The 24,025-nt window shown below is 64.0% G+C and carries 29 protein-coding genes; 15 read left to right on the top strand and 14 right to left on the bottom strand.

Annotation, left to right across the window (positions count from 1 at the left end):
- Positions 1-22: 22 nt before the first annotated feature.
- Positions 23-529: a GNAT family N-acetyltransferase gene (locus tag L6D80_RS02530; RefSeq protein ID WP_176513939.1), complete on the bottom strand. Its 507-nt coding sequence runs from the start codon at positions 527-529 to the stop codon at positions 23-25.
- A 10-nt stretch (positions 530-539) separates the two neighbouring features.
- Positions 540-1,253 (bottom strand): MgtC/SapB family protein, encoded by a 714-nt coding sequence (locus tag L6D80_RS02525; protein WP_054902549.1) that lies wholly within the window; start codon positions 1,251-1,253, stop codon positions 540-542.
- Between the two features lie 407 nt (positions 1,254-1,660).
- Between L6D80_RS02525 and L6D80_RS02520 the strand changes: the two genes are divergently transcribed.
- Complete coding sequence (locus tag L6D80_RS02520) at positions 1,661-2,128, top strand: sterol desaturase family protein (protein WP_054902582.1); 468 nt, start codon at positions 1,661-1,663, stop codon at positions 2,126-2,128.
- Positions 2,129-2,133: 5 nt separating this feature from the next.
- On the opposite strand, the gene L6D80_RS02515 is transcribed toward L6D80_RS02520, so the two are convergent.
- On the bottom strand, positions 2,134-3,033 hold the full coding sequence (locus tag L6D80_RS02515) for a bile acid:sodium symporter family protein (RefSeq protein WP_054902548.1): 900 nt from the start codon (positions 3,031-3,033) through the stop codon (positions 2,134-2,136).
- A gap of 194 nt (positions 3,034-3,227) precedes the next feature.
- Here L6D80_RS02515 and L6D80_RS02510 point away from each other — a divergent pair, with 194 nt between their 5' ends.
- From L6D80_RS02510 to ku, 11 genes are all read left to right on the top strand, one after another.
- Positions 3,228-4,109, top strand: coding sequence for a Dyp-type peroxidase (locus L6D80_RS02510; RefSeq protein ID WP_176513936.1), 882 nt, complete (start codon positions 3,228-3,230; stop codon positions 4,107-4,109).
- An 89-nt stretch (positions 4,110-4,198) separates the two neighbouring features.
- Positions 4,199-5,107: an aldo/keto reductase gene (locus tag L6D80_RS02505; protein WP_176513935.1), complete on the top strand. Its 909-nt coding sequence runs from the start codon at positions 4,199-4,201 to the stop codon at positions 5,105-5,107.
- Positions 5,108-5,111: 4 nt separating this feature from the next.
- Positions 5,112-6,395 (top strand): NTP/NDP exchange transporter, encoded by a 1,284-nt coding sequence (locus L6D80_RS02500; RefSeq protein WP_176513933.1) that lies wholly within the window; start codon positions 5,112-5,114, stop codon positions 6,393-6,395.
- A 156-nt stretch (positions 6,396-6,551) separates the two neighbouring features.
- A complete protein-coding gene (locus L6D80_RS02495; protein WP_054902544.1) occupies positions 6,552-6,734 on the top strand; it encodes a con-10 family general stress protein in 183 nt (60 codons plus the stop codon).
- A 60-nt stretch (positions 6,735-6,794) separates the two neighbouring features.
- On the top strand, positions 6,795-6,992 hold the full coding sequence (locus L6D80_RS02490) for a hypothetical protein (RefSeq protein WP_054902543.1): 198 nt from the start codon (positions 6,795-6,797) through the stop codon (positions 6,990-6,992).
- Positions 6,993-7,010: 18 nt separating this feature from the next.
- On the top strand, positions 7,011-8,345 hold the full coding sequence (locus L6D80_RS02485) for an iron-containing redox enzyme family protein (protein WP_176513931.1): 1,335 nt from the start codon (positions 7,011-7,013) through the stop codon (positions 8,343-8,345).
- The gene (locus tag L6D80_RS02480; RefSeq protein ID WP_176513929.1) at positions 8,345-9,283 is read left to right on the top strand and encodes a N5-glutamine methyltransferase family protein; all 939 of its coding nucleotides are present in this window, start codon (positions 8,345-8,347) and stop codon (positions 9,281-9,283) included. Before L6D80_RS02485 ends, L6D80_RS02480 begins: the two co-directional genes overlap by 1 nt.
- 5 nt (positions 9,284-9,288) lie before the next feature.
- Complete coding sequence (locus tag L6D80_RS02475) at positions 9,289-10,476, top strand: carboxylate-amine ligase (RefSeq protein ID WP_176513927.1); 1,188 nt, start codon at positions 9,289-9,291, stop codon at positions 10,474-10,476.
- A 14-nt stretch (positions 10,477-10,490) separates the two neighbouring features.
- Positions 10,491-11,081: a 5'-methylthioadenosine/S-adenosylhomocysteine nucleosidase family protein gene (locus L6D80_RS02470; protein WP_054902540.1), complete on the top strand. Its 591-nt coding sequence runs from the start codon at positions 10,491-10,493 to the stop codon at positions 11,079-11,081.
- Positions 11,082-11,177: 96 nt separating this feature from the next.
- Positions 11,178-11,315: a PSPA7_2676 family Cys-rich small protein gene (locus L6D80_RS02465; RefSeq protein ID WP_176513920.1), complete on the top strand. Its 138-nt coding sequence runs from the start codon at positions 11,178-11,180 to the stop codon at positions 11,313-11,315.
- A 9-nt stretch (positions 11,316-11,324) separates the two neighbouring features.
- Positions 11,325-12,173, top strand: a complete 849-nt coding sequence (ku, locus tag L6D80_RS02460) for a non-homologous end joining protein Ku (protein ID WP_176513917.1) — start codon at positions 11,325-11,327, stop codon at positions 12,171-12,173.
- Between the two features lie 65 nt (positions 12,174-12,238).
- Here ku and L6D80_RS02455 read toward each other — a convergent pair whose 3' ends face one another.
- Genes L6D80_RS02455 through ligD form a run of 5 tightly spaced genes read right to left on the bottom strand, consistent with a single transcriptional unit; the run spans position 12,239 to position 17,841 of the window.
- On the bottom strand, positions 12,239-12,901 hold the full coding sequence (locus L6D80_RS02455) for a glycosyltransferase family 2 protein (RefSeq protein ID WP_176513915.1): 663 nt from the start codon (positions 12,899-12,901) through the stop codon (positions 12,239-12,241).
- Positions 12,898-13,497, bottom strand: coding sequence for a class I SAM-dependent methyltransferase (locus L6D80_RS02450; protein ID WP_054902537.1), 600 nt, complete (start codon positions 13,495-13,497; stop codon positions 12,898-12,900). The genes L6D80_RS02455 and L6D80_RS02450 overlap by 4 nt, the downstream gene beginning before the upstream one ends.
- 12 nt (positions 13,498-13,509) lie before the next feature.
- Positions 13,510-14,265 (bottom strand): PIG-L deacetylase family protein, encoded by a 756-nt coding sequence (locus tag L6D80_RS02445; protein ID WP_176513913.1) that lies wholly within the window; start codon positions 14,263-14,265, stop codon positions 13,510-13,512.
- Positions 14,262-15,305 carry an acyl-CoA dehydrogenase family protein gene (locus tag L6D80_RS02440; RefSeq protein WP_176513910.1) on the bottom strand — a complete coding sequence of 348 codons (1,044 nt, stop codon included), beginning with the start codon at positions 15,303-15,305 and terminating at the stop codon, positions 14,262-14,264. Before L6D80_RS02440 ends, L6D80_RS02445 begins: the two co-directional genes overlap by 4 nt.
- 46 nt (positions 15,306-15,351) lie before the next feature.
- Complete coding sequence (gene ligD / locus L6D80_RS02435; protein ID WP_236183028.1) at positions 15,352-17,841, bottom strand: DNA ligase D; 2,490 nt, start codon at positions 17,839-17,841, stop codon at positions 15,352-15,354.
- A 150-nt stretch (positions 17,842-17,991) separates the two neighbouring features.
- Here ligD and L6D80_RS02430 point away from each other — a divergent pair, with 150 nt between their 5' ends.
- Positions 17,992-18,453: a hypothetical protein gene (locus tag L6D80_RS02430; RefSeq protein ID WP_054902533.1), complete on the top strand. Its 462-nt coding sequence runs from the start codon at positions 17,992-17,994 to the stop codon at positions 18,451-18,453.
- Positions 18,454-18,455: 2 nt separating this feature from the next.
- On the top strand, positions 18,456-18,686 hold the full coding sequence (locus L6D80_RS02425; protein WP_176513907.1) for a metallothionein: 231 nt from the start codon (positions 18,456-18,458) through the stop codon (positions 18,684-18,686).
- 53 nt (positions 18,687-18,739) lie between these two features.
- On the opposite strand, the gene L6D80_RS02420 is transcribed toward L6D80_RS02425, so the two are convergent.
- Genes L6D80_RS02420 through L6D80_RS02395 form a run of 6 tightly spaced genes read right to left on the bottom strand, consistent with a single transcriptional unit; the run spans position 18,740 to position 23,446 of the window.
- Complete coding sequence (locus L6D80_RS02420; protein WP_054902531.1) at positions 18,740-19,117, bottom strand: Rho termination factor N-terminal domain-containing protein; 378 nt, start codon at positions 19,115-19,117, stop codon at positions 18,740-18,742.
- 20 nt (positions 19,118-19,137) lie between these two features.
- Complete coding sequence (locus L6D80_RS02415) at positions 19,138-19,566, bottom strand: hypothetical protein (RefSeq protein WP_176513905.1); 429 nt, start codon at positions 19,564-19,566, stop codon at positions 19,138-19,140.
- A 34-nt stretch (positions 19,567-19,600) separates the two neighbouring features.
- Positions 19,601-20,548, bottom strand: a complete 948-nt coding sequence (locus L6D80_RS02410; RefSeq protein WP_176513904.1) for a lysylphosphatidylglycerol synthase domain-containing protein — start codon at positions 20,546-20,548, stop codon at positions 19,601-19,603.
- Positions 20,548-21,750, bottom strand: coding sequence for a cardiolipin synthase ClsB (gene clsB / locus L6D80_RS02405; protein ID WP_176513901.1), 1,203 nt, complete (start codon positions 21,748-21,750; stop codon positions 20,548-20,550). Before clsB ends, L6D80_RS02410 begins: the two co-directional genes overlap by 1 nt.
- The gene (locus L6D80_RS02400; RefSeq protein ID WP_176513899.1) at positions 21,747-22,532 is read right to left on the bottom strand and encodes an endonuclease/exonuclease/phosphatase family protein; all 786 of its coding nucleotides are present in this window, start codon (positions 22,530-22,532) and stop codon (positions 21,747-21,749) included. The genes clsB and L6D80_RS02400 overlap by 4 nt, the downstream gene beginning before the upstream one ends.
- Positions 22,529-23,446: a DUF72 domain-containing protein gene (locus L6D80_RS02395; RefSeq protein ID WP_176513896.1), complete on the bottom strand. Its 918-nt coding sequence runs from the start codon at positions 23,444-23,446 to the stop codon at positions 22,529-22,531. Before L6D80_RS02395 ends, L6D80_RS02400 begins: the two co-directional genes overlap by 4 nt.
- Positions 23,447-23,609: 163 nt before the next feature.
- Here L6D80_RS02395 and L6D80_RS02390 point away from each other — a divergent pair, with 163 nt between their 5' ends.
- Positions 23,610-23,996, top strand: a complete 387-nt coding sequence (locus L6D80_RS02390; RefSeq protein WP_054902525.1) for a low affinity iron permease family protein — start codon at positions 23,610-23,612, stop codon at positions 23,994-23,996.
- Positions 23,997-24,025: the final 29 nt, after the last annotated feature.

Genomic DNA, 24,025 nt, shown 5'->3' with positions numbered 1-24,025 from the left:
CGGTAGCGCTGCAAACAAAGGGTTATTCCACGCGCAAGCGCATGGCGCATCTGCCGGCCAGACCATGAGCCGCCTCGCTGGCCAGAATGCTGCGCAAACGGGGGCTCAGGTGCTCCTCCTCAATACGTTCAAACCCATAGCGTGCATAAAAAGGCGCATTCCACGGCACCTCGGCGAATGTGGTCAGGGTCAGTTGCTCAAAGCCCCGACGCCGCGCCACGTAGGCGGCGTGATCCAACAGCCGCCTGCCGACCCCTTGCCCTTGGGCCTCCAGACGCACCGAAAGCTCATGAACGTGTAGCGCGTGTACCTCCATGCTGGCACAGAGGAAGCCCAGCACCTGCCCCTGGGCATCCTCGGCGACCCAGCTGCATTCGGCCAGCATGAACCCACGGTGCGCCGCTGAGTCAAGCACGTCGCCATCGGCCAGCCATGCCAGGTCGGCTACCCGGGCAAATGCCTGTGCGGCGGACCGTTCGACACCGGCCAGATGAGCAATATCACCGGGACGAGTAGTACGTATAACCATCGCGCGCTCCTTAATCGGCTGCCAATACTTGTGCTTGCAACTGCCAGCGCACCGAGCTGACGCCTTTTTCCAGGCTCACCCGGCTGACCAGTCGCTCCAGTTGCGCGGGCGCCTGTGGGTTGCCCAGCAGCTCAGCACGCACTTCCAGGCGCGCCGGGTTGGGCAGGTCCTCGCTGTGCAATGACTGCAGGCGCAGCTCGGGGTCGCCCAGGCTGTGCAGCATCAGGCTGCGCACCTGGATTTCATCCTCGGCACGGCAGACGATGCGCACCTCGAAACGTTGCTCGACTTCGCTGGCCGGCAACACGTCCTGGCGATCCAGACGCTGGGCGATATCACGCAGCAGGATATTGGCGCAGAGCACCACCAAGCTACCCAGCGCGGCCTCCAGCAGCAAACCCAGGCTGCACAGCACGCCAACTGCCGCGGTGCACCAGAGCGTGGCGGCGGTGTTCAGGCCCCTGACATTGAACCCATCGCGCATGATCACGCCGCCGCCCAGAAAACCAATGCCCGAGACCACATAGGCGGCCACCCGCGACGCATCGTTAGGGGCCATGCCAGGCACCGCTTGGGTCATCAGCACGAACAGGCAGGCGCCGGTGCTGACCAGCGCATTGGTGCGCAGCCCGGTCAGGCGCTGGCGCAGTTGGCGCTCGGCCCCGATCAGGGCGCCAAGCAGCAGGGCAATGCTGACACGCAGCAGAAAGACTTTCCAATCCATAGCAAACCTCTTGCGCGGGCACAGGCCCGCCAGAACGCCATAACCGCTGGCGTGGTTGAATAACCAGAAATGCGCAGGACCACGAAGGGTAGGGGAAGAGGAAGGTTCAGCCGCATGGGCTGGAGCGTTCCACTGTCTAGCCAATGGCGAGACAGTGGCAGGAAACTGCCGGACTAGCTCGCCGAGTGGGCCTGTCGCACGCGACTGGGGCTACTGTCCAAAGCAGGACTCCTGTTCAGGGATGCGAAATTGCGGGTGGACCTTACGCCGCTGGTTGCGCAGGGTCAAGGGTAAAAACATGACAATGGCTTCATAAGGAAATGCGCTACAGCCGTCGGCACTCCATGGAAAAAAACGCCGGCAATCGGTACCCTTGCGCGACCCTCTGCTATCCCCCGGACCGTTACATGCTGTTCAATTTCCTCGTGCTGCTCGGCACCCTGGTGGCCATGGAAGGCGTCGGCACGCTGGCGCACAAGTACATCATGCATGGCTGGGGCTGGTGGCTGCACCGTTCGCACCATGAACCGCACCTGGGCATGCTCGAGACCAACGACCTGTACCTGGTGGCCCTGGGCTTGATCGCCGCAGCGTTGGTGGCACTGGGCAAGGCCGGCCATGCGCCGCTACAGTGGGTCGGCGGCGGAGTGGCCGGCTACGGCCTGCTGTATGTGCTGGCCCACGATGGCTTCTTTCATCGGCACTGGCCGCGCAAGCCACGGCCAGTCAGCCGCTACCTCAAGCGCCTGCACCGTGCCCACCGCCTGCACCACGCGGTGAAGGGGCGCACGGGCAGCGTGTCGTTCGGCTTTTTCTATGCACCACCGCTGAAGGTGCTCAAGCGCCAGTTGCAACGCCGGCGCGGGCGCTGCTGAGGGTATCAATTCACGGGTTCGCCATCGCCTTGTGTTGCAGCGCCAGTGTGCCCACGGCTGACCCACCAGCCAAACCCAGCCGCCGTGAAGAACATGATCAGGCTGTACAGCGCCGCAGGCACCGCCATGGTGGCGTTGTTCAACAGCGAAGGGCTCAACGCCAGCGCGATCGCCAAAGTGCCGTTGTGGATGCCGATTTCCATGCCGATCGCAATTGCCTGGCGCTTGGGGATGCTAAGCAGCCGCGGCACCCAGTAACCCAACGTCAGGCTTATCAGGTTGAACAGCAGCGCCGCCAGCCCAACCACCGGTGCGTACTCGACCACGGTCTGCCAGTCTTTGGCCAGGGCCAGAACAATGGTGAACGCCAGGAACAGCGCCGCCACCAGTTTCATGGGTTTCTCCATGCGTGCGGCAAAACCGGGCGCCCAGTGACGTATCAGCATGCCCAGGGCGACCGGCAGCAGGACGATGGCGAACACTTGCATGACCTTGGCAAATTGCAGCGGGATGGCCTGGTCCGACGCCATGAACCAGCTCAGCGACAGGTTCACCAACAACGGCATGGTCAGGATCGCGATCAACGAGTTGACTGCGGTGAGGGTGATGTTCAGCGCCACATCACCGTGGGCCAGGTGGCTGAACAGGTTGGCGGTGGTGCCGCCTGGCGAAGCGGCCAGCAGCATCAGGCCGACCGCCAGGGCCGACTCCAGGCCAAAGCCGTTGGCGATCAGGAAGCAAATGAACGGCAGCAGCAGGATCTGGCAGGCCAGCCCGACAAGTACGGGCTTGGGGTACTTCACCACGCGGGCGAAGTCGGCCAGGGTCAGCGACAGCCCCAGGCCCAGCATGATGATGCCCAGGGCCAGGGGAAGGAAGGCAGTCAGTAGAGGCGAGGCGGTCATTGGCGGCTACTCGGGCGAAGGATCAAAGCAGTCTAGGCATGGTTCAACGGGTAGCTAATTGCATTGCGCCAGCACTTGGTAACCTTTTGTTACCGCGGCAGGTCAAGGCGTTGTGTACGCAGCGCCTGCATGCCGCGTTGCGATGGCGCGCTGCGCGCAGTAGCATTCGCGCTTTTGCCAAGGATTAGCCTGTCATGCCGTTCCAGCAAGGTCTGCTTGCCACCCCGGTGCCGGCCCATGCCCGCCACCTGTTCTTCACCCTGCAGTCGCCTGAAGCGCTGCCCGCCGTACTGGACGCACTGCTGCCACACGTGGATGGCCAGCGCCTGATCGCAGGCTTCGGCGCCCCTTTGGTCAAGGCGCTGGGCCGGCAGGTGCCAGGCCTGCGTGCCTTCCCCCAGCTGGACGCGGTGGTGGAGAACCCGAGCACCCAGCACGCGCTGTGGCTGTGGCTGCGTGGCAACGAACGCGGCGACCTGCTGTTGCAGGCCGATGCACTGCAACAGCTGGTTGCTCCGGCGTTGGTCCTGGCCGACAGTGTTGACGGTTTTCTGCACCGTGGCGGCCATGACCTGACGGGCTATGAGGACGGCACCGAAAACCCAGTGGACCAGGACGCCGTCGAAGCCGCCATCGTTGCCGATGGCCAGCCGGGCCTGGCGGGCTCCTGTTTCGCCGCGTTCCAGCTATGGAAACACGACCTGAGCTATTTCAAGTCACTGCCCCAAGCAGATCAGGACAACATCATCGGCCGTCGCCTGAGCGACAACGAAGAGCTCGATGACGCGCCGGCGTCGGCGCACGTCAAGCGCACCGCCCAAGAGAGCTTCGCGCCAGAGGCATTCATGGTGCGCCGTTCGGTGGCCTGGGCCGACAGCCGCGGCGCCGGCCTGGCATTCGTCGCGCTGGGCCACAGTTTCGATGCCTTCGAAGTACAGCTGCGACGCATGAGCGGCCTGGAAGACGGCATCATCGATGGCCTGTACCGCTTCAGCCGTCCATTGACCGGTGGTTACTACTGGTGCCCGCCAATGGGCGTGGCTGGTCTGGACCTTAGCCTGCTGCTGCACGATTGATCACTAAATATCCAGACACAGATTCACCGGCGGGGGTGAGGTAGAGCGACTAGCCTTGGAAGTTTCCGACTCATGACGGGAACTTTGCCATGTATGCACGTCGCGATGTCCTACGCGCCAGTGCCGCGTTGGGGCTGCTGGCCTGCAGCCCCTGGCTGCACGCGGCCAGTGCCGGCGGGCTGTTGACCCGTACGGTCCCCTCCACCGGTGAAGCCTTACCCGTGATCGGTGCCGGTACCTCCGGCAGTTTCGAGGTCCAGGCGGGGTCTGCCGAATACCAGCAGCTCAACGTGGTGCTCAAGGCCTTTTTCGACGGCGGCGGCAACGTTATTGACACTTCGCCTAACTATGGCGGGGCCGACAGCATCCTTGGTCAACTGCTGGAAGAAGGCGGCTGGCACCGGCAATGCTTCCTCGCCACCAAGATCGCCGCCGACAGCCGGGCCGCTGCCCAGGCGCAATGGGCCGATAGCCTCAAGCGCTTGCGCACCGACAGGGTCGACCTGCTGCAGATCCACAACCTGCGTGACTGGCAGACCCAACTGCCGTATGCCCGCGAGCTCAAGCAGCAGGGCAAGACGCGCTATGTCGGCATCACGCATTACCTGAACAACGGGCACGACGAAGTGGCGAGCATCGTGCGCCGCGAACCGCTGGACTTCATCCAGATCAACTATTCGGTCAACGCGCCGCACGCCGCGCGCGAGCTGCTGCCGCTGTGCCAGAGCAAAGGGGTCGCGGTACTGATCAACCGTGCCTTCGACGATGGCCGCCTGTTCGCCAGGGTCAAGGACCAGCCCCTGCCTGCCTGGGCGGCAGAAGCAGGCATCGGCAGCTGGGCGCAGCTGTTTCTCAAATTCGCCATCAGCCACCCGGCGGTGACCACGGTCATCCCGGCGACCGGGCGGCCCGAGCGCCAGCTCGACCAACTGAAGGCCGGGCACGGGCCCTTGCTCAGCCAGGCGCAGCAACAGGCGCTGATCGAGCAGTTCGCCTGAGCCCATGGCCCGTTGGCGCAAGCGGCTGGACCAAGGACTGAACATCCAGCCTGGCGAAGGCCCGGCGGTGGTTGCCGGGTTGGCACTGTTCTACCTGCTGTTCACCGGTTATTTCATGCTACGCCCGGTGCGCGAAACCATGGGCGTTGCCGGTGGCGTCGATAACCTGCAATGGCTGTTCACCGGCACCTTCATCGCCACCCTGGCCTGCTTGCCGCTGTTCGGCTGGCTGGCATCGACCGTGCGCCGTCGGCATATCCTGCCGTGGACCTACGGGTTCTTCATTGCCAACCTGGTGCTGTTTGCCGTGGTGTTTGCCCGCGACCCGGACGGTGTATGGCAGGCGCGAGCCTTTTACATCTGGCTGTCTGTGTTCAATCTGCTGGCCATCTCGCTGGCCTGGAGCGTGCTCACCGATCTGTTTTCCACCGCCCAGGGCAAGCGCCTGTTTGGCCTGCTGGCCGCCGGCGCTAGCCTGGGCGGCCTGAGCGGGCCGATTCTCGGCACCCTGTTGGTCGCTCCGCTGGGGCATGCCGGGCTTGTGCTGCTGGCCGCGCTGTTGCTGCTGGGCAGCGTTGGCGCGGCAGGGTACCTGCAGCGCTGGCGTGATCGCCACCCATTGCCTGACGTGGGCGAGCAACCCGCTTCTCGGCCGCTGGGCGGCAACCCGTTCGCCGGCGCCACCGCGGTGCTGCGCTCGTCCTACCTGCTGGGTATTGCCCTGTTCGTGGTGCTGTTGGCCAGCGTCAGCACGTTCCTGTATTTCGAACAGGCGCGGATCATCAGCGAAACGTTCACTGACCGTACCCGACAGACCCAGGTGTTCGGCCTGATCGACACCGTGGTGCAAGCACTGGCCATTGTCACCCAGGTGTTTCTCACTGGCCGGCTGGCCAGGCGGTTGGGCGTCGGCATTTTGCTGGTGGCGGTGCCGCTGGTAATGGCCGCCGGGTTTGTCTGGCTGGCCCTGAGCCCGGTGTTTGCGGTGTTCGTGGTGGTGATGGTGGTGCGCCGCGCAGGCGAGTACGCCTTGGTGCGGCCGGGGCGGGAAATGCTGTTCACAGTCCTGCCAGCCGAGGCCAAGTACAAAGCCAAGAACTTCATTGACACCGTGGTCTACCGCGGTGGCGACGCCTTGAGCGGTTGGGTCAAGCGCGGCCTGGACATGCTTGTCGAACACCCGCAGCTGGCCATGCTGACAGGCGCCGCGCTTGCCCTGGCGTGGGGCTTGACCGGTGGCTGGCTGGGGCTTCGCCAGCAACGCTTGGATACCGGCCGCGACCGATGACCCGTCCATTGGCGCACCAAATACACATTGGCCGCTTATTTAATGCCGCCGGTCCGAACGCTTCGCAATAAAACGAATCCCCCGATATCGCCGAACTCCGAACCTATGTACGGCAGATTCGTCGTGCATCCCCTAAGTCACATGAGGTTTCGCACCATGGACAAGAAAGAGAAGGGCAGTACCGGCAGTCAGGGCGGCCAAGGCAGCCAGGGCGGTACCAAGAACCCAGGGAATTTCGCCAATGACCGCGAGAAGGCTTCGGAAGCCGGACGTAAAGGCGGCCAGCAGTCCGGTGGCGGCCATACCAGCGACACGAGCCGCAAGGGCGGCCGTTCGTAAGTGACGCGCGCCGTGCAGGGGCGACCCGGCACGGCGCTTTACTGACCGAGAGGAACACCCATGCGCCTGATCAGCCTTTTGCCCTTGCTCGGCAGCCTGACGTTGTTGGGCGGTTGTTTCGACCGTGACAGCGATCATCCGGCCAAGGATGCCGACCAAAGCAAGCCTTCGTTACAAATGCAGCAACCCGACGACAAGCCGGCTCCCCAGCCTGCACCGGACCCTGAGCCCATGCCCCGGGCCAATCAAAGCCAATGAGTGCACGAGGAGTGAGGCATGACGGTCACGACCTGCAAGAGCGCCGCGAACGCAGCGGCAAAGGCCGCCCCTGATAGCCTGCAGCAGCGGTACCAGGCGCTGCTCGATGGGCACGACCCCAGCAGTGCCGCTTGGCTTACCGAGCAACTGACACGCGCGCAATCCCTACCCGATGACCTGCCCGACACTCCTTCACAACTGCAGGCGTGGAGTGCCAACCACGCCGCTCAGGTTGCCCAAGGGTATGCCCACTACCTGGAACAACGCCGCCAAGGCGCGCCCCGGCGTTATTTCAGCAACCGCGCCCAGGCGCTGTGGTTCCTGCAGCAAGTGGCCCCGACCAAAGCGGTCGATGGCGCCTGGTTGCACAGTACCCTGAGCCATTGGGATGACCCGCGTTACCACGGCCTGATCACTACCTACCTGGAGGAGCTCGGCGCAGGTGACCCCCGCTGCAACCACGTGCTGATCTACCGGCGTCTGTTAAGCCGCCTCGGCTGCCTGGAGCTCGCCGCCCTGGAAGATGAGCGTTACCTGCAAGGCACGCTGCAGCTGGCCTTGGGGCAGCACGGCGAGGCCTTTTTACCTGAGGTGATCGGTTACAACCTGGGCTACGAACAGCCGCCGGTGCATTTGTTGATCACGACCTATGAACTCGCCGAACTGGGCATCGACGGTCACTATTTCCAGCTGCACGTCACCATCGACAACGCTGCCAGCGGCCACGCACGCAAATCCCTCGCAGCGTTCCAACAGCTGTGCCCCCGGGAAGGTGCACAAGCGTTCTACCAACGTGTGCGCCGAGGTTATCGCTTGAACGACCTGGGCCTGGATACGCCTAGCCTGATCAGCCGCTTCGACCTGCAGGCCGAGTTGTTCACCGCCCTGGAACGCAAGCGCGTGTTCGGGCAGTTCATGCATGCCGACCGCTGCCGTGTGCAGAACCGCACCATCAACCAATGGCTCGCCGAGCCAGGTGCCATGCCGGATTTTGTTGCCGCCTTGCAAGCCCAAGGGTGGATAAAGCGCGGCCTGGACCCGGCGCAAAGCCGTTGGTGGGCATTGATCGAGGGGCCCAGTGCGCCGATGTATGGCGTATTCACAGCCTACGAGAAGCAGCTTTGGCATGACTGGATCGCCGCCGACTGGCAGCCGCCGATCCGCCGCGTCGCTCCCGGAACGTGGGAGGCCAAGCTCACGTTCGACGCGGTGCCCGGCAACCCGATGGCCGCCGATGGCATGCCGGCGCTGATCGCGCGCATGGCGGGCGACCGTCATGCCTTGCCGGAGGGCCTTCTGGCCACGCAGGCCTACTGCCGCGCCACCGGCCTTGATCAGGAGCCAGCCCACTGATGATGCGCGAGCCAGACGAAGCCTTGCTGCAGCTTGGCCGGCGCCTGCGCGCCGAGGGGTACCGCTTCACCTGCGTATCACCGGCCACGCACGCGCGCAACAACGCCCGGCCCGGCAGCGAGCGAGCGGCGACGTTGCGCGATGTGTTCGGCTGGAGCCGACCATTCGGCGCGTCGCTGCTCTCGCCAGATGAGCTGGCGCAACTGCGCGTTGCCCAGGTGCTGAGCGAGCAGGGCAGCCTGTGGCGCGCCACGGTGCGCTGGTCCACCCTCGACGAGCTGCTGCTGGTGCACTCCGCTTACCCGACCCTGGCCAGTGATGCGGTGTTCTTCGGCCCCGACAGTTATCGCTTTGCCCAAGTCATCCATGACCATCTGCAGCGTACTGCCACCCCGGTGCAGCGCGCCGTGGACATTGGCTGCGGCAGCGGCGTCGGTGCCTTGCTGATCGCCCGCGCGGCGCAGCACGCGCAGGTCAGCGCTGTCGACATCAACCCCCTGGCCTTGCGCTACACCGCCATCAACGCCGCCTTGGCGGGGGTGAGCAACCTGTCGCTGGCCTCCAGCGATGTACTCGATGGCGTCGACGGCAGCTTCGACCTCATCGTCGCCAATCCACCCTATATGTTCGATACCGCCCAGCGTGCTTACCGCCACGGCGGCGGCGCGCTGGGCGCACAACTGTCGTTGCGCATCGTCGAAGAGGCCTGCGAGCGCTTGAACCCCGGCGGCTCTTTGCTGCTGTACACCGGGGTGGCCATCGTCGAGGGTCGCGACGCCTTGCTTGAAGCCGTCCGCCTACGCCTGGCCGGGCCGCAATGGGCCTGGACCTACCGGGAAGTGGACCCTGATGTGTTCGGCGAGCAACTGCTCGAGCCGGGGTACGAACACGTTGAACGGATTGCGGCGGTGGCGCTCACTGTAAACCGTAGCGCGTGACGGACATGGACCGGGCCTGCTCATTCGGCATCGAAGAAGAGTACCTGCTGGTGGACCTTGCCAGCAGACGTGTGCTGGCAAAGCCTTCGCAGGCGGTGACCAAGCGGTGCCGGCAAGTGTTGGGCAGGTACTACGCCGAAGAGATGTTCTGCAGCCAGATCGAAGTCGCCTCACCGGTATTCGGCAGCCTGTTCGAAGCCCGTAATTTCCTCAACGACACCCGTCAGCAGTTGAACGAGAGCCTGAGCGAGGAAGGCGTTGGCCTGTATTGCGCCGGTAGCCATCCCACGGCCGCGTGGCGGCGGCAAAAAGCCAGGACCACGGTCCACTACCGGCAATTGTTCGACGACTACCAGCACGTGGCACGGCGCAGCCTGCTCAACGGGCTGCACGTGCACATCGGCGTCCCACCCGGCTGCGACCGCATGCAGTTGATCAACCGGCTGCTGTACTGGCTGCCATTGCTGCTCGCACTCAGCACATCCTCGCCGCTGTGGTCAGGGCAGGTGACCGGTTACAGCAGCTATCGCCGCGTGATCTGCGGGGAATGGCCGCACATGGGCTTGCCGGAGCCGCTGCCCGACTGGTCGGCGTACCTGCGCTACCGTGCGCTGCTGCAGCGGACCGGGGCATTGGCCGAGGAAGGCGACTTCTGGTGGGCGATACGGCCCTCGCGGCGCTTTCCAACCGTGGAGCTGCGCATCTGCGACGCGTGCCCCGCACTGGAGGACGCGGTGTGCGTGGCCGGTGTGTTCCGCCACCTGGTGGAGCACTGCCTGCTGGCGCAGCACGTGGCAGCGCCACTCAACCGCGAACTGCGCTGGGTTACCCAGGAAAATTACTGGCGCGCCCTGCGGTACGGCCGCAGCGCCCAGTTCATCGGAATACATGACCAGCAGCCGGTCACGGCCCTGGCCTGGCTGGCCCAGTTGCAGGCGATGTACCCTGTCGAGACGATCGACGCCGAGCGTTCGTTCCAGCATGCCCAAGGCATTTTGCGTGAAGGCACCAGCGCCGATCACCAGCTCACCTGCCTGCACCAGGCCACCGAGCACGGCGCCAGCGCTGCCCAGGCACTGCACGCCGTCGTCGACCTGGTTCTGGCCCAAGGGCGTGCAGCCCCAGGTCCGGCAGGGCCGCTTGCAATTAGACAGGGTTCACCGACAATGGCTGCGCCTTCCGCAAGCCATTAGGACCCGCCCGCTCCATGATGCTGACCAAGCAATTCCCCGATATTTCTCTGGCTGACACCCTCTTTGTCTTCGCCCTCGAAGCCGAGGCCGGCAGCCTGTTTGACGAGATGAATACCGTGTTCACTGGGATCGGCAAGGTCAATGCTGCCATTGCGCTGACCCGGGCTATCCACCAGCGACGACCGAAACTGATCGTCAACCTCGGCTCGGCCGGCGGCCAGGGCCGTAACAAGGGCGAGGTGGTCTGTTGTACGCGGTTCGTGCAGCGTGACATGGACGTGACCCCTCTGGGCTTTGCCCGCTACGAGACGCCGTTTGCGGATATTCCGGTACTGCTTGAGCACGGCCATGCGATGCCTGGGTTGCCGCTGGGCACGTGCGGCAGCGGCGACAGCTTCGAAATCAACCACGGCGACGCGCCCTACGACATCGTCGACATGGAGGCTTATGTACTGGCGTTGATCGCCCGCAGCGAAGGTATCCCCTTTGTTTGCCTCAAGTACATCTCCGATGACGCCGGCAGCGACGCGGCTGGCGACTGGTCGGTGCAGGTTCACCTCGCCGCCGAAGCGTTCAAGCGCGTGTTGTTCACCTGCACAGGTTGAACACTCTGCCACCGGAGCAGATGGGCTAAACCTTCTGCAGGCTGGGGAGTCATTTCCATTAAGCGCCTGACCTTTTTCAGGCCAAGGAGGTGGCTGATGAGCTTCGTCTGCCTGCTGCGTGGCTGCCACTGGCGTGCCATGGCCAACCCGGACGTGGCCGGGCTGCACTGTCAACTGTGCGAACGCTGTGGCGCGTTGCGGTACAGCGAACCCGTTCAACCCCAGCACCCTTAGGAGGGCCACATGGCCAGGGCAATCTGGAAAGGCGCGATCAGTTTCGGCCTGGTGCATATCCCGGTCTCGCTCAATACGGCGGTGCGCACCGAGCGGGTCGATTTCGACTGGCTCGACAAGCGCAGCATGGAGCCTGTGGGCTACAAACGGATCAACAAGGTGACCGGCAAGGAAATCGACAAAGAGAACATCGTCAAAGGGGTGGAGTACGAGAAAGGCCGTTATGTGGTGATCAGCGAAGAAGAAATCCGCAAAGCTCGGCCCGAAGCGACCCAGACCATCGACATCTTCTCGTTCGTGGCGGCCAGTGAAATCCCGCTGCAGCAGTTCGATACCCCGTACTACCTGAGCCCTGACCGCCGTGGCGGCAAAGTGTATGCGCTGCTGCGCGACACCCTGGAGAGTACCGGCAAGGTCGCGCTGGCCACAGTGGTCCTGCACACCCGCCAACACCTGGCGCTGCTGCGTCCGCTGGAGGATGCGCTGGTCATGATTACCTTGCGCTGGCCTGAGGAGGTGCGCGGGCTGGACACCTTGGAACTGGACAAGAGCGTCACTGACACCAAGGTCGACAAGCGTGAACTGGAGATGGCCAAGCGGCTGGTGGAGGACATGAGCGGGTCGTGGGCACCGGAGGAATACCACGACGCATTTCGCCAGACCATCATGGACCTGGTCGAGGAAAAGGCCAGCAAAGGCAAGATCAGCGTGGTGGAAAAAGGCGAGGGCGGCGAAACCGAGAAAGGTGCCGACATCATCGACCTTACCGAGCTGCTCAAACGCAGCCTCGGTGGCAAAGGGGGCAAGAAACCCACGGATGACAAGAAGCCGGCCAAGCGCACGCGCAAAGCGTCGTGAAGCCCGGCCACTGCGTCGTGCGTGGCCAGGCGTCGCTCGGCTAAGTCGAGGTCACCCTGGCGAGGCTACAGGAGCTCAGCCTGCAGGCTCGCCAGGTAGTCACCAAAACCTTCCCGCGCCCGGCTGTTGCGCCGGCTACTGGTGGCCACGCTGTGCCGGGCGGTCCAGACGATCTGTGCACCACTGGCCTCCAGGTCTTTCACCAGTTGCACATCCTCATGCGCCGCCAGTGGCTGAAAGCCCCCCACACGCTCATACGCACGGGCACACACGCCAAGATTGGCACCGTGGATATGCCTGTGCCCCTCGCACGCCTGGTACCTGCTGCGGTAGAGCTTTCGCAGTGCGGCTCGCTGCCAGGGCTGCCAGCATCCGATATGCACGGTGCCGCACACCACCTCGGCCGTGCAGGCCAGTTGCGACAGCAGCCAGTGCGCAGGCACCTGGCTGTCGGCATCCGTGCAGGCCAGCCAGCGAGCGCCACGCTCAAGCATCTGCGCTGCGCCGAGCCGGCGCGCCATACCGACGCTGCCTGCCTCCACCGCCAACGTCCGCACGCCATGGCGAGCGGCCACTGCGGCGCTGCCATCGCTGCAGCGGTCCAGCACCACCAGCACTTCGACCTGATGGCCGGCCTGTTCAGCCATGGCGACGGCGGCGCGCATGGCCACCAGGCAACGCCCCAGGCGGCGCGCCTCGTTGTGCGCCGGAATCACGACGGCAATCATAGGCAGGTCTCATCCAGGTCGACCACGCTGGGCTGACACGACCAGTACTCCATGACGAAATCGGCTTCCTCATGGTGGAACACAGGGAACAGCGACAGGTGCTTGGCCAACATCCGGTGCACCTCGCGGCCGTCTTGCGGGCAGCCTGCAATCGGATGTTTCCAATGGCAAGCCAGCAAGCCGCCGTCATAGGTCAGACTGGCCACCGATTGTTCGATCACCTGCAGCCAGTCGGTGGGGTCCAGGTAATAGCCCAGTTCACTGAGCACGATCAGGTCGAAACGCCCGCCCGGCCAGTCGCCAGGCAACCGGGCCAGGTCAACCGAGGCGTGCGGGGCGCCCGCCAGGCGATCCCGGGCCAACCCCACGGCGGTGGGGTCAAGGTCCTGGCACAGCAACTCTGCACAGCGCTCGGCCAGCAGCGCGCTGAGCTCGCCGTTGGCACAGGCGGGTTCGAACACGCGCTGGTAACACTGGCGCGGCAGGCAGGCCATCAGCAGGTCGCGCTTGCGCTTCTCGTACCAGCGGGTGCGAAACGCCCAGGGGTCTTCGTTACAGGCATACAGATCAGCGAAATATTGCGCATCGAGGCTCATGACCACTCCGTTCTACATGAACACCAGTTCGAAAGGTTGCAGCAGACACTCCAGCAGGTGCGAGGGCAGCACCGGCGCGCGCCCCTGGTCTGGCTCCAGCTGGCTGACGTGGGCCGCCAGGGCCTTGCGCTTGCGCGCGACCAGTGACTCGTCGAGCTGGATGCGGTGTGCGCGAGGCCAGGGCAGGCGAGGGTCGTCCGGCTGCGCCCAGTGCCAGGCCCAGACCGGGACTTCCAGCAGCGCAGCCTTGCGTGCCAGGGCCGCCTGAGCGGCGGCGCGGCCCACCGCCTCATGGTCGCAATGGCCATCGTTGCGCCAGGTCGCCATCAGCAGGTCATCAGGTTGCAGTAACTGGCTCAGGTGGTTGACCAGAAACGCTTCTTCTCGCGGCAAGCTGCCATCCCTGAGGTTGAGCCGGCGCCAGTCCAACCGGTTCAGCTCCAAGCCCAGGTGCTGCAACGCCTGGCGGCTTTCCAGCGGCCGCTGATGACGCAGGTTGTGCTCGGTCCAGCGTTCAGAGCCAGGGTGGCTGCCCTCACCATCGGTGGCGGAGATCAGCACCAGGTCTTGCTCGCGCCCGGCGAACCCTGCCAGCAGCCCGCCCGCCATGAGAATTTCATCATCAGGATGGGGGGCGATGAGCACCAGACGACGCCCTGGAGGGCACAGTTGTTGCGGGTTTACCCACGTGGCTCGGGCCAGATGGGCCGAATGCTGCCAGTCTGACCATGGCGTGCCGCTGGCGGCCTGAATCAGGTTTTCGCTCATAGCTGCCAGGCTCCTGCGGGGAGGTGGGCCAACTGTTGACCCAGGGCAGCCAAGTCGCGCTCGGCATGGCTTTGGCGCACGTACACCGGCAAGTCGGCACTGAGCCGAGCAAAGTGGCCGCTGCGGCAAAAAGGTGTAGCGCCCAGTGCCCGTGCGACATGGCTGATCACGTGTTCGACCGCGTGCTCGACCTGGGCGCGGGTACGGCGTACCACAAAGCTGGCATCCGCACGGGGGTCGCGGTCAATCCAGGCGGCACATTCACGCAGGGCCGCACGGGCGCCGAACAAGGCAGCATCGACCGCACCCAGGTGGGCGTCGGCGTGGGGGTCGGGGCGCGGGTTGCGGCAATGCTCGCGCAGGTAGTCGGCCAGCGCTTGGGCTGCACCGTACCAGCAGGCCGCGATACCGGCGCCGCCATGCCAGAAGCCTGGCCGCCGCAGGTACTGGCCCGGCTGGCCGATGGCGATGCCGGGGGTGTCGTTGAATTCCACCTCCACGCTGCAGGTGGTCGCCATGCCCACGGCCTGCCACTGCTCGATCGCCAGGCCTTGGCTAGGCTCAGACAGTTCAATGGCGACCAGCTGTGGCTGGTCATCGTCGGCCCAGGCGGTAATCAACGCCCGGTCGATCTGCAACGCGCCGGAGCACCAGGCCTTGCGCCCGCTCAGGCGAACCTGATCGCCCTCACGTGCGACGATGCGTGCACGCGCATCCGGCGGCTCCGCCGCCCACACGCCCCAGACCCCATCCAGCGCCTGGTGCGCCGCGCCGCATTCGGCGAGGATGGCCAGCGCGTCGGTGTGACCCTCGTAGAGTTTGGCCAGTGCCAGATCGCAGCCGGCCACCCGCGCCAAGGTCTGCCAACGCCGCAGCGTATTGCCTTGCCCGGGTAGTGGCAACAGGTCCAGATGGTCAGCCTGCAGTGCCTGTAGCAGCTGCGGCAGTTGAGTATCGAGGTTCAAGGGCTGCGGGCGCTCGCTGAAGGTGCGCAACAGCCGGTCTAGGTTGGTCAGGTCGAAATCCTGGATGATGCTCATCGAGTCGGCTCCATGGCGATGTGCGGTAATGCGACCCCGTGTTCCATCAGGCCAGCCCCAGTTGCTTGCGCATGCGCGCGGTGATCGACTGGCGGACCTTGCCCAGGTCCGCCCAGGGGTCGTCCAGATCGGCCAGGCGTTCATGCAGGTTGCCGATGTGCCACTGGTCTGCACCTTTGAGCTGGGCCAATTCCTCGCGCCAGATCGGCACCGACACCGGGAGGCCTTCACGGGCGCGCAATGAATAGGCGCAGGCGGTCGTGGCGCCTTTGCCATTGCGCAGGTAGTCGATGAAGATGCGCCCGACCCGATTCTTGGGCCCGGACACGGCGCTGAGCCGGTCGGGGAACAGCTTGGCCAGGTAATCGACGATGGCGTGGCTGAAGTCCTTCACCTCGTCCCAACCTGCACGACGGGTCAACGGCACTACAAGGTGCATCCCCTTGCCACCACTGGTTTTCAGGAACACCTGCAGGCCCAGCTCGTCGAGCAGGGTCAAGGTCAGCTGGGTGGCTTCGATCATGGCCTTCCAGGGGAGGGCGGGGTCGGGGTCCAGGTCGAGCACGAAACGGTCGGGCTTTTCGAAGTCCTTGTCGGTTGCGTTCCAGGTGTGCAGCTCGAGCATGTTCATCTGCACCGCGACGAGCAGGGTGTCAGGGCGGTTGATGACCATCGCCGCTTGGCCGGCTTGGGCCTTGTCGTAGCTGAGCACATTAGGGATATGGAGCTGGCCGGCGTTCTTCTGGAAGAACAGTTCGCCGCCCAGGCCGTCCGGGGCACGCACCAGCGCCACGGGGCGATCCTTCAGGTGCGGTAGGAGCCACTGGCTGACGGCGGCGTAGTAGTGCGCAATCTGGCGTTTGTTCACCCCGGTGGTGGCGTCAATGACGCGGTCCGGGTGGGTCAGGCGCAGGTCGCCCAGTGTTTCGGGCGCCTTGGCCTGCTTGTGCTTGGGCACGGTCTTGGCGGGCATGGCACGCTCCAGGTCGATGGCGCTGGCGGGCTTGTCGTCGCGCAGGCCATGGAACACCGAATGGCGCACCACGCCGTCGCGGGTCATCTGTGCGTAGGCCACTTCGGCCAGCAACTGCGGTTTGAGCCAGTGCACACCCCGGGCTTCGGCGCCGGTGGGCGGCCGTGGCAAGGCGGGCTTGGCAATTTCCAGTGGTTTGAGCCGGGCGTGGATGCTGGCCAAGGTGGTGGCGCTGAACCCGGTACCGACCTTGCCGGCATAACGCAGCTCGCCACTGTCGTTGTCATGCAGCGCGAGCAACAGGGCGCCGAAGCCGCTGCGGCTGCCTTTGGGGTCGGTAAAGCCGACAATGACGAACTCTTGGCGCTGCTTGCACTTGAGCTTGACCCAATCAGCGCTGCGCCGCCCGATATAAGGGCTGTCGGCGCGCTTGCCGATCAGGCCTTCGAGTTCCAGCCTGCAGGCGCTGTCGAGCAGCGAATCGACCGGCTCGTCAAAGTCGGCAGAAAACTTAAGCACGTCCGATTCGGCATGTTCGAGCAGTTGGCTCAAGGCCTTGCGCCGATCCTGCAACGGCACCTGGCGCAAATCCTCGCCACCGAGAAATGGCAGGTCGAACAGGTAGTAGGTGATACGCCCGTCCTGCTCGGTATCGAACGCGTTCTGCAAGGCTTGGAAGTCCGCTACGCCGTGTTCGTCAACAACCACCATTTCACCATCGAGCCACGCCGCATCGATGCCTAGTGCACGCAAAGCGGCTACCTGCCTGGGCATCTTGGCGCTCCAGTCATGGCCGTTACGGGTGAACAGGCGAACATCGTCGCCCTCGACGCGGGCGAGAATGCGATAACCGTCGAACTTGACCTCGTAACGCCAGTCGCCGCTGGGGGGCGAGTCGACCAAGGTTGCCAGTTGAGGGTGCAGTTGCTCTGGCAAGGGTATGTTCTTCCCGCGTTTGCGGCGGGGCTTACCGGTTGCCTTGGCGGCCTTTACCGCGCCGCGTGGCAGTAACGTGCGGTCGCTGATCACGCTATCGGGTTGCGCCTCGACGATGCTGTACTCCGCTTCGCTGCGGGCCTGGGCATCGTGGGACTTGACCAGCATCCATTGCTCCTTTTTGCCGGCCAGGTGTGTGCGGAACAGGTTCCACACCCCGCTGAGTTTCTCGCCCTGCAGGCGAAAGCGCAGTTTGCCCTTGGCATAACCCTGGCGTGCATCACCCTCGGGCTCCCAAACCCCTTTGTCCCAGACGATGACATCGCCGGCACCGTAGTGGCCCTCTGGGATGTGGCCTTCGAAGTCGGCGTAGTCGAGCGGGTGATCCTCCACATGCACGGCCAGGCGCCGCACTTTCGGGTCCAGCGAGGGGCCTTTGGGGATCGCCCAGCTTTTCAGCGTGCCATCGAGCTCCAGGCGGAAGTCATAGTGCAGGTGGCTGGCATCATGTTTCTGGATACAGAACTGCAGGGCGTGGGCTCGCTTGGCCCGGCCAGTCTTGCCGCTGGGCTCGGGCGTGGCATTGAAGTCGCGTTTGCGCGCGTATTCCTGCAGGGCTTTAGCCATGGCCGGCTCCAGCTGTTGACGGTCTCTCATTTGGGAGGCGGCGCGGCTGACGCTAGTTCAAAAAATCGTGTTCGCCAGACGGGAAAAAACTCTGAATCTTCCGCTGCTTGGCGTAGTCGACCAGAAGTAACCCGCTGATGGAGAGCCGAGATGACCCGACCCGATGACCCCAAGCCCTATACACCCCGCGAAATCGACGACACCGAAGACCGCATGGGCAGCGTCCATGAGCTGGACTTCAGCGATCGCAAGGACGAGCGCGAGGGGCGCATAGGCGATGAACGCCCGCCGGCGGAAGTGGCAAAGGAGTTTCCGCCACAGCGCGTCGTCGAAAGCGGCATGACCGGGGGCGAGGCCCTGACCGATAGCCTGCACGAGGACAATGTCACCGACGACGACCTGAGCCCCGACACCCTGCTGGATGAGACCGGCGCGCGCGATCGGTACGAGCCAGGCGATGGAACTGGCCCCGCCGACCAGCAATTGAGCGAGGTGGATGCGGGCGACATTGGTGGCGGGATTGGCCTGGACGAAGCCGAACTGGCCCGCTCCGACCCCCTGGACGGTGAGCCGTGGGCCGATGATGCAGTGGAAGACGAACCGAGGAAATGACCATGACCGAACAACGCTGTGGCTGCACCCATTGTTCCTGCTCAGTGGATCACAATGCCGTGATGCACAACGGCAAGGCGTATTGCTGCCAGGCCTGTGCATCAGGCCACCGCAACGGTGAGCCCTGCCGCATGGGCGATTGCAAGTGTGGCGAGGCGGCGCAACCTGGGGAAAGCAGCGTCGACAACGCACTGGAAGAGACCTTCCCGGCCAGCGACCCGATTTCGCCCTGAACGGTGCGGCCAAGCACTGAACCCAAAGGGCCGCTGTGCGGCCCTTTGCTTGGTCACGCCTGCTTGCGCAACGCTTCGACCAATTGGGCCTTGCGCATGGTGGAGCGCCCAGCAATGTGCTGCTGGCGAGCCCGCTCCAGCAACTGGGCCTTGCTCATGTCTTCCAGTTGCTCGCCAGGCCGGGGCACGCCCTTGCGGGTTGCCGCAGCACGGCGACCGGATGACGCCCGGGCTTTTTCCTTGCTGGCGGCACTGGTTTTCTGCCCCGAACCACCTTTGCGCTCCCCGCCGCCGGACTGCTTGTTGACCGTCGCCCAGGCACGGGCCTGGGCTTCGTCCTTGGACACGCCCTTGGCCTCATAGCCCTCCTCGATGTGTTCAGCCTTGCGCTTCTGTTTTTCGGTGTACTTGGTTTTGTCTCCACGTGGCATGGCGGTACTCCTGCGTTGGGTCAGTGGGTCTGCCAGATGCCGTTGCTGCGCTCGCAGTCGGCACGGGCCTGGCCGAGGCTCGGGGCGTCGTAGTAATAGGTAATTACCCGCGCATCCTTGGCCAGCGCAGGTTTGGTTGACGGCTCGTCGCGCCCGGCGGCCTTGGGGTTGGCCAAGCTTTCCTGGGTCAGCGGGGCAATACAGCTGCCCACGCTGCCATCGGCGCAGCGTGCGACCTTGTGCTTTTTGGTGCTGAGCATGTCCTTGCTTTCGTTGCTGCAGGACCAGTCGATGGCCTCGGCGGGCATGTTGCTGTAGCTGTAGCAGGTGTGTTGCTCGACTGGTTTCACTGCTTCGCTGGACGACCGGATTTGCACATCGCAGGCCTCGGCCATTGCCTGGCCACTGGCAACGGCGCCCAGGAGCGCCAGTATCAGGGAGCGTCGCATGGTGCACCTCCTGGGCCAGGGGCCCGTTATCGAGCTAAGCCGGCTTGCTGCGCTGGCGCATCGCCTTGGCACGCTTTTCAAGCACCAGGTAAGTGATAAGCGCCAGCAGCAGCGGGATGAGATAGTACAGGCTGCGGTAGCCAAGCAATGCCGCCACCAGGGTGCCTTGACCGATCTGGCCATGCAGCAGGGCCAGGAACACGGCTTCGAGTACGCCCAGCCCCGCGGGGATATGGGCCACAACGCCGGCGACGCAACTGATCAGGAAAATGCCCAGAATCGAGGGGTAAAATGCCTCACCAGGCAACAGCCAGAAGATCAACAACGCCATCAGCGCCCAGTTGCTTGCGCCCAGCGCAATCTGGCACAGGGCCAGGCGCAGCGAGGGCAGGGTGATTTCATGCGCCCTCCAGCGCCAGGTGCGTTTTTTGGCAAAACCACAGGCAAGGACGTATCCGACGGCAATCGCCAGCAGCAATACGCCGATCAACTGCAAGCCTGCGGCGCCGACCGCCCAGTCGCTTGGCAACTCGACCAACCGTAGCGCAAACACCGTACCGGCCAGCAGCATGTAGCCCATCCAGTTGGTCAGCAAGCCCAAGGTAAGAATACGGGTGATGGTGGCGGTATCCAGGCCCAGGCGGCCGTACAAGCGATAGCGCAGCGCGACCCCGCCTACCCAGGTGGTGAAGTTGAGGTTGAATGCATAGCACACGAACGCTACCGGGAGGACCTGCCGCGCGGGCAAGGTATGACCGGTGTAGGCACGCGCCAGCAGGTCGTAGCTGGCAAATACCAGGTAGCTGCACAGCGCCAATGCCAGGCCGATCAACAGCGTGCCGGGCTTATAGGCCAGCAGCGAGTGGCGCACTTCATTCCAGTCCAGGTTGCGCGCCAGCAGGTACAGCAAGACCGGGATCAGCACCAGAAAGACCCCGGTGAACAGGCGTTTGCCCCAGGTTTGCCAACGCACCTGTTCCATCAGGCTTTTCCCTCGCGAAAATCACCGTGGGCCTGCACTTCAGGCTGCACCGAGTGCAGGCGCTGGCGGTGTGCCGGGAACCAGCCGGCGATTCTGGGGAAATGGCGGATGACGTGGAAGCATACGAAGATCAGCGGCGCTCGCCACCAGTAACCCCGGACCATGCGCTCCAGGGTGACGACCTTGCACTGTTCGCCAGCCAGTGACTCGAGGTGCTGGTGCAGTTGCTGGTTGAAGGCTCGATCACGAATGAACAGGTTGGCCTCCAGGTTGAACGACAGGCTCAACGGGTCCAGGTTGCTGGAACCCACCGTCGCCCATTGGTCATCGACCAGCGCCACCTTGCCATGCAGCGGGCGGCTGCAGTACTCGTGGATGCGTACGCCGTCGCGCAGCAGGTAGTTGTACAGCAGCCGCGACAGCGCCCTGACCCAGCGCAGGTCGGGCTGCCCCTGCAGGATCAGGGTAACCTGTACACCGCGCCGGGCGGCGTTGCGTAGCTCACGCAGCAGCCGATAACCGGGGAAGAAGTAGGCGTTGGCCACCACGATGCGCTGACGTGCCGCACGGAATGCCTCCAGGTAGCGGACTTCAATGTCCGTAGTACGCCGGTGGTTGTCCCGCTCGACCAGCACCGCGCTGGCGGTGCCGGTTGGCTGCGTCAGCGGGCGCACTTCGCTGGGCGGCTCCAGCACCGGTTTCATCAGGCGCCGACTGGCCGCATGCACTTGAGCCACCACCGGCCCGGTCACCTCGACGGCGTAATCCTGCTTCGCCATGGGCCCGAAGTCGCCCAGGTGATCGGCGCTGTAGTTGATACCGCCGATAAAGGCGCGCTGGCCATCGATCACCACGATCTTGCGGTGCAAGCGGCGGAACAGGTTGGTGCGCATGCCCACCACCCTGGGTTGTGGGTCGAAAGCATGGAAACTCACACCCGCATCGGTCATGGCCGAAATGAAGGCATTGGGCAGGTCGGCGGTACCATAACCATCCACCGCCACTTCGACCCGCACCCCGCGGCTGGCGGCGTGAATCAGCACCTGTTGCAGTTGCTGGCCCACCTTGTCATCGAAAATGATGAAGGTTTCCAGGAGGATTTCTTCACGCGCCTGCGCCATGGCCTGGAACACCCGTGGGTAAAAATCTTCGCCATTGATCAACAGCTCCACGCTGTTGCCTTGCACCCACGGTCTGTTCACAAGGAAATCTCCGCTGCCAGGGGGGCATGGTCGGACAGGTGCGACCACGGGTAACTCGACAACACCTGGGCCTTCTCGGGTACGGCATTGCGCAGGTAGATGCGGTCCAGGCGGAGCAGGGGTAGGCGCGCCGGGAAACTGCGCGCCAGTGCCCCGCAACGCTTGCCAAAGGCTTCTACCAAGTGCCTGGACAGCACGGCGTCAGCTTTCAGGCGCCAGTCGTTGAAGTCGCCGGCAACAATCACCGGTGCGGTGGGCGGCAGGCTGTCGAGCAGCTCCAGCAGCAGACGCACCTGGTTTTGCCGGTGCGCCTCGCGCAGCCCCAGGTGCACGCAGATGGCGTGTACCTGCTCATGGCCCGGCACGTCCAACCGGCAATGCAACAGGCCGCGTTGCTCATTGCCGTGAATTGACACATCGCGGTTGTCGTAATGGCTGATCGGGAACTTGGACAGCAGGGCATTGCCGTGGTCGCCATGGGGGTACACCGCATTGCGCCCGTACGCGAACTGCGGCCACATGCTATCGGCCAGGAACTCGTATTGCGGGGTATCCGGCCAGGCCGGGTGGCGGATCGCGTGGTGCTGATGGCTGCCATGCACCTCCTGTAGAAACACCAGGTCGGCACCGGTGGTACGCACCGCTTCACGCAGCTCCGGCAAAATGAAGCGCCGGTTGAATACGTTAAACCCCTTGTGCACGTTGATGGTCAGCACCGTGAGCCGATGCACGGTGGTGACCCTGTCGATGATGCAATTGGGCGCGGGCAGTGTCCTGTTCACAGTTGCACCTGCGGCTCGACGCCAGGCTCAGTGACCAGGTCGTAATCGAGCTTCATTTTTTCCAGCAGGCGGCGGGCATCGTAGGGCGCATGGACCTTCTGGTCGTTGTCGAAATAGCAGTACACATCCCGCGAGGCCCGTCGCGGCGGCGGCCCGGGAATGACCAGCGCCGCATCGTCGGCCTGGCTGCCTTCGCTCCAGCACTGGATGCGCTGCTTCCAGCGGCGCAAGGCACGCGCCGTGTAACCACTGCTGTAAAGCTCCACGTCACCGTGCAGGCGCATGTAGACAAAATCGGCAGTGACGTCTTCGACATACGGCCATTTGCCGGCGCTGTCGGCCACCACCAGGGCGATATGGTGCTGGCGCAAGAGGTTGATGAAGGCATCACACAGAAAACTATCGTTGCGGATTTCCACGGCATGGCGCAAAGGAGCGTTGCCTTCTATGCCCGTTCCGCCATTGCCTTTGAGCCGTTCTGCACAGGCCTTGGCGCAGTGTCGGGCCGCCTGTCGATCACGCGGCAGCAGTTGCAGAAAATGCGCAAAGCGCGCTTCGTCGAACTTCATGTTCGGCGGAAACTGCCAAAGGAACGGCCCGAGTTTTTCACCCAGCAGCAAAGGCCCGGACGCAAAGAAATTGGCCAACGGCTCCTCGATGTCCTTGAGCCGGCGCACATGGGTGATGTAGCGCGGGCCTTTTACCGAAAACAGGAAACCCTCCGGCGTCTGGGCGTGCCAGGCACGGTAGCGGTCGGGCGTCTGCAGGCTATAGAACGAGCCATTGATCTCAATGCTGTTGACTGCCCGCGAGGCGAAGGCCAGCTCGCTGTCCTGGGGTAGGCCCTTGGGGTAGAAGTCCTTGCGCCAGGGGCCGTAGCGCCATCCGGATATGCCGATGCGGATCTCGCTCACATTGCCTCCTTTTCTGATTCAGCAAAGCTTGTGATGTGCGACTGGCGAATGCTCGCGCAGGTTCAGCATGAGTGACCAGCGGCGTGGCCAGCGCTGGCAAAATGAACTTTGCAGCGGCCGGCGATTCCACCGCATAGCGGACAAACAGCAGAGGAACGCCGACATGAAATTCGACCGTTTCGCCCAATGGCTGGCCAACTGGAGTGGCCGCCCGCTGAGCTTCGCCATCGCGTTGCTGTTGATTCTGGTCTGGGCCGTCACCGGGCCGCTGTTCGATTACAACGACACCTGGCAACTGGTAATCAACACCTCAACCACCATCGTTACATTCCTCATGGTGTTCCTGATCCAGAACACCCAGAACCGGGACAACGATGAGCTGCACATCAAGATCGACGAGCTGTTGCGAACCACCCACCGCGCGCACAAGGCCCTGCTCGACCTCGAGGACATGGACCCTGCCGAGCTGCATGCCTTGCGCAAGCAGTACCAGCGCATGGGCGAACACGGTGAGACAGGCGCCGACAGCAAGGACCAGACGACGGACTGAACGCCCGCTCAATCTCGGGTATGAACCTA

Source organism: Pseudomonas ceruminis (assembly GCF_021602025.1).
GTDB classification, from domain to species: domain Bacteria; phylum Pseudomonadota; class Gammaproteobacteria; order Pseudomonadales; family Pseudomonadaceae; genus Aquipseudomonas; species Aquipseudomonas ceruminis.
This window is presented reverse-complemented; position numbering and strand designations above follow the sequence as displayed.

Excerpts from the sequence above, each read along its gene's own strand:
- L6D80_RS02530 (WP_176513939.1), bottom strand. The coding sequence starts at position 529 with ATGGTTATACGTACTACTCGTCCCGGTGATATTGCTCATCTGGCCGGT.
- L6D80_RS02525 (WP_054902549.1), bottom strand. The coding sequence starts at position 1,253 with ATGGATTGGAAAGTCTTTCTGCTGCGTGTCAGCATTGCCCTGCTGCTT.
- L6D80_RS02520 (WP_054902582.1), top strand. The coding sequence starts at position 1,661 with ATGCTGTTCAATTTCCTCGTGCTGCTCGGCACCCTGGTGGCCATGGAA.
- L6D80_RS02515 (WP_054902548.1), bottom strand. The coding sequence starts at position 3,033 with ATGACCGCCTCGCCTCTACTGACTGCCTTCCTTCCCCTGGCCCTGGGC.
- L6D80_RS02510 (WP_176513936.1), top strand. The coding sequence starts at position 3,228 with ATGCCGTTCCAGCAAGGTCTGCTTGCCACCCCGGTGCCGGCCCATGCC.
- L6D80_RS02505 (WP_176513935.1), top strand. The coding sequence starts at position 4,199 with ATGTATGCACGTCGCGATGTCCTACGCGCCAGTGCCGCGTTGGGGCTG.
- L6D80_RS02500 (WP_176513933.1), top strand. The coding sequence starts at position 5,112 with ATGGCCCGTTGGCGCAAGCGGCTGGACCAAGGACTGAACATCCAGCCT.
- L6D80_RS02495 (WP_054902544.1), top strand. The coding sequence starts at position 6,552 with ATGGACAAGAAAGAGAAGGGCAGTACCGGCAGTCAGGGCGGCCAAGGC.
- L6D80_RS02490 (WP_054902543.1), top strand. The coding sequence starts at position 6,795 with ATGCGCCTGATCAGCCTTTTGCCCTTGCTCGGCAGCCTGACGTTGTTG.
- L6D80_RS02485 (WP_176513931.1), top strand. The coding sequence starts at position 7,011 with ATGACGGTCACGACCTGCAAGAGCGCCGCGAACGCAGCGGCAAAGGCC.
- L6D80_RS02480 (WP_176513929.1), top strand. The coding sequence starts at position 8,345 with ATGATGCGCGAGCCAGACGAAGCCTTGCTGCAGCTTGGCCGGCGCCTG.
- L6D80_RS02475 (WP_176513927.1), top strand. The coding sequence starts at position 9,289 with ATGGACCGGGCCTGCTCATTCGGCATCGAAGAAGAGTACCTGCTGGTG.
- L6D80_RS02470 (WP_054902540.1), top strand. The coding sequence starts at position 10,491 with ATGATGCTGACCAAGCAATTCCCCGATATTTCTCTGGCTGACACCCTC.
- L6D80_RS02465 (WP_176513920.1), top strand. The coding sequence starts at position 11,178 with ATGAGCTTCGTCTGCCTGCTGCGTGGCTGCCACTGGCGTGCCATGGCC.
- ku (WP_176513917.1), top strand. The coding sequence starts at position 11,325 with ATGGCCAGGGCAATCTGGAAAGGCGCGATCAGTTTCGGCCTGGTGCAT.
- L6D80_RS02455 (WP_176513915.1), bottom strand. The coding sequence starts at position 12,901 with ATGATTGCCGTCGTGATTCCGGCGCACAACGAGGCGCGCCGCCTGGGG.
- L6D80_RS02450 (WP_054902537.1), bottom strand. The coding sequence starts at position 13,497 with ATGAGCCTCGATGCGCAATATTTCGCTGATCTGTATGCCTGTAACGAA.
- L6D80_RS02445 (WP_176513913.1), bottom strand. The coding sequence starts at position 14,265 with ATGAGCGAAAACCTGATTCAGGCCGCCAGCGGCACGCCATGGTCAGAC.
- L6D80_RS02440 (WP_176513910.1), bottom strand. The coding sequence starts at position 15,305 with ATGAGCATCATCCAGGATTTCGACCTGACCAACCTAGACCGGCTGTTG.
- ligD (WP_236183028.1), bottom strand. The coding sequence starts at position 17,841 with ATGGCTAAAGCCCTGCAGGAATACGCGCGCAAACGCGACTTCAATGCC.
- L6D80_RS02430 (WP_054902533.1), top strand. The coding sequence starts at position 17,992 with ATGACCCGACCCGATGACCCCAAGCCCTATACACCCCGCGAAATCGAC.
- L6D80_RS02425 (WP_176513907.1), top strand. The coding sequence starts at position 18,456 with ATGACCGAACAACGCTGTGGCTGCACCCATTGTTCCTGCTCAGTGGAT.
- L6D80_RS02420 (WP_054902531.1), bottom strand. The coding sequence starts at position 19,117 with ATGCCACGTGGAGACAAAACCAAGTACACCGAAAAACAGAAGCGCAAG.
- L6D80_RS02415 (WP_176513905.1), bottom strand. The coding sequence starts at position 19,566 with ATGCGACGCTCCCTGATACTGGCGCTCCTGGGCGCCGTTGCCAGTGGC.
- L6D80_RS02410 (WP_176513904.1), bottom strand. The coding sequence starts at position 20,548 with ATGGAACAGGTGCGTTGGCAAACCTGGGGCAAACGCCTGTTCACCGGG.
- L6D80_RS02390 (WP_054902525.1), top strand. The coding sequence starts at position 23,610 with ATGAAATTCGACCGTTTCGCCCAATGGCTGGCCAACTGGAGTGGCCGC.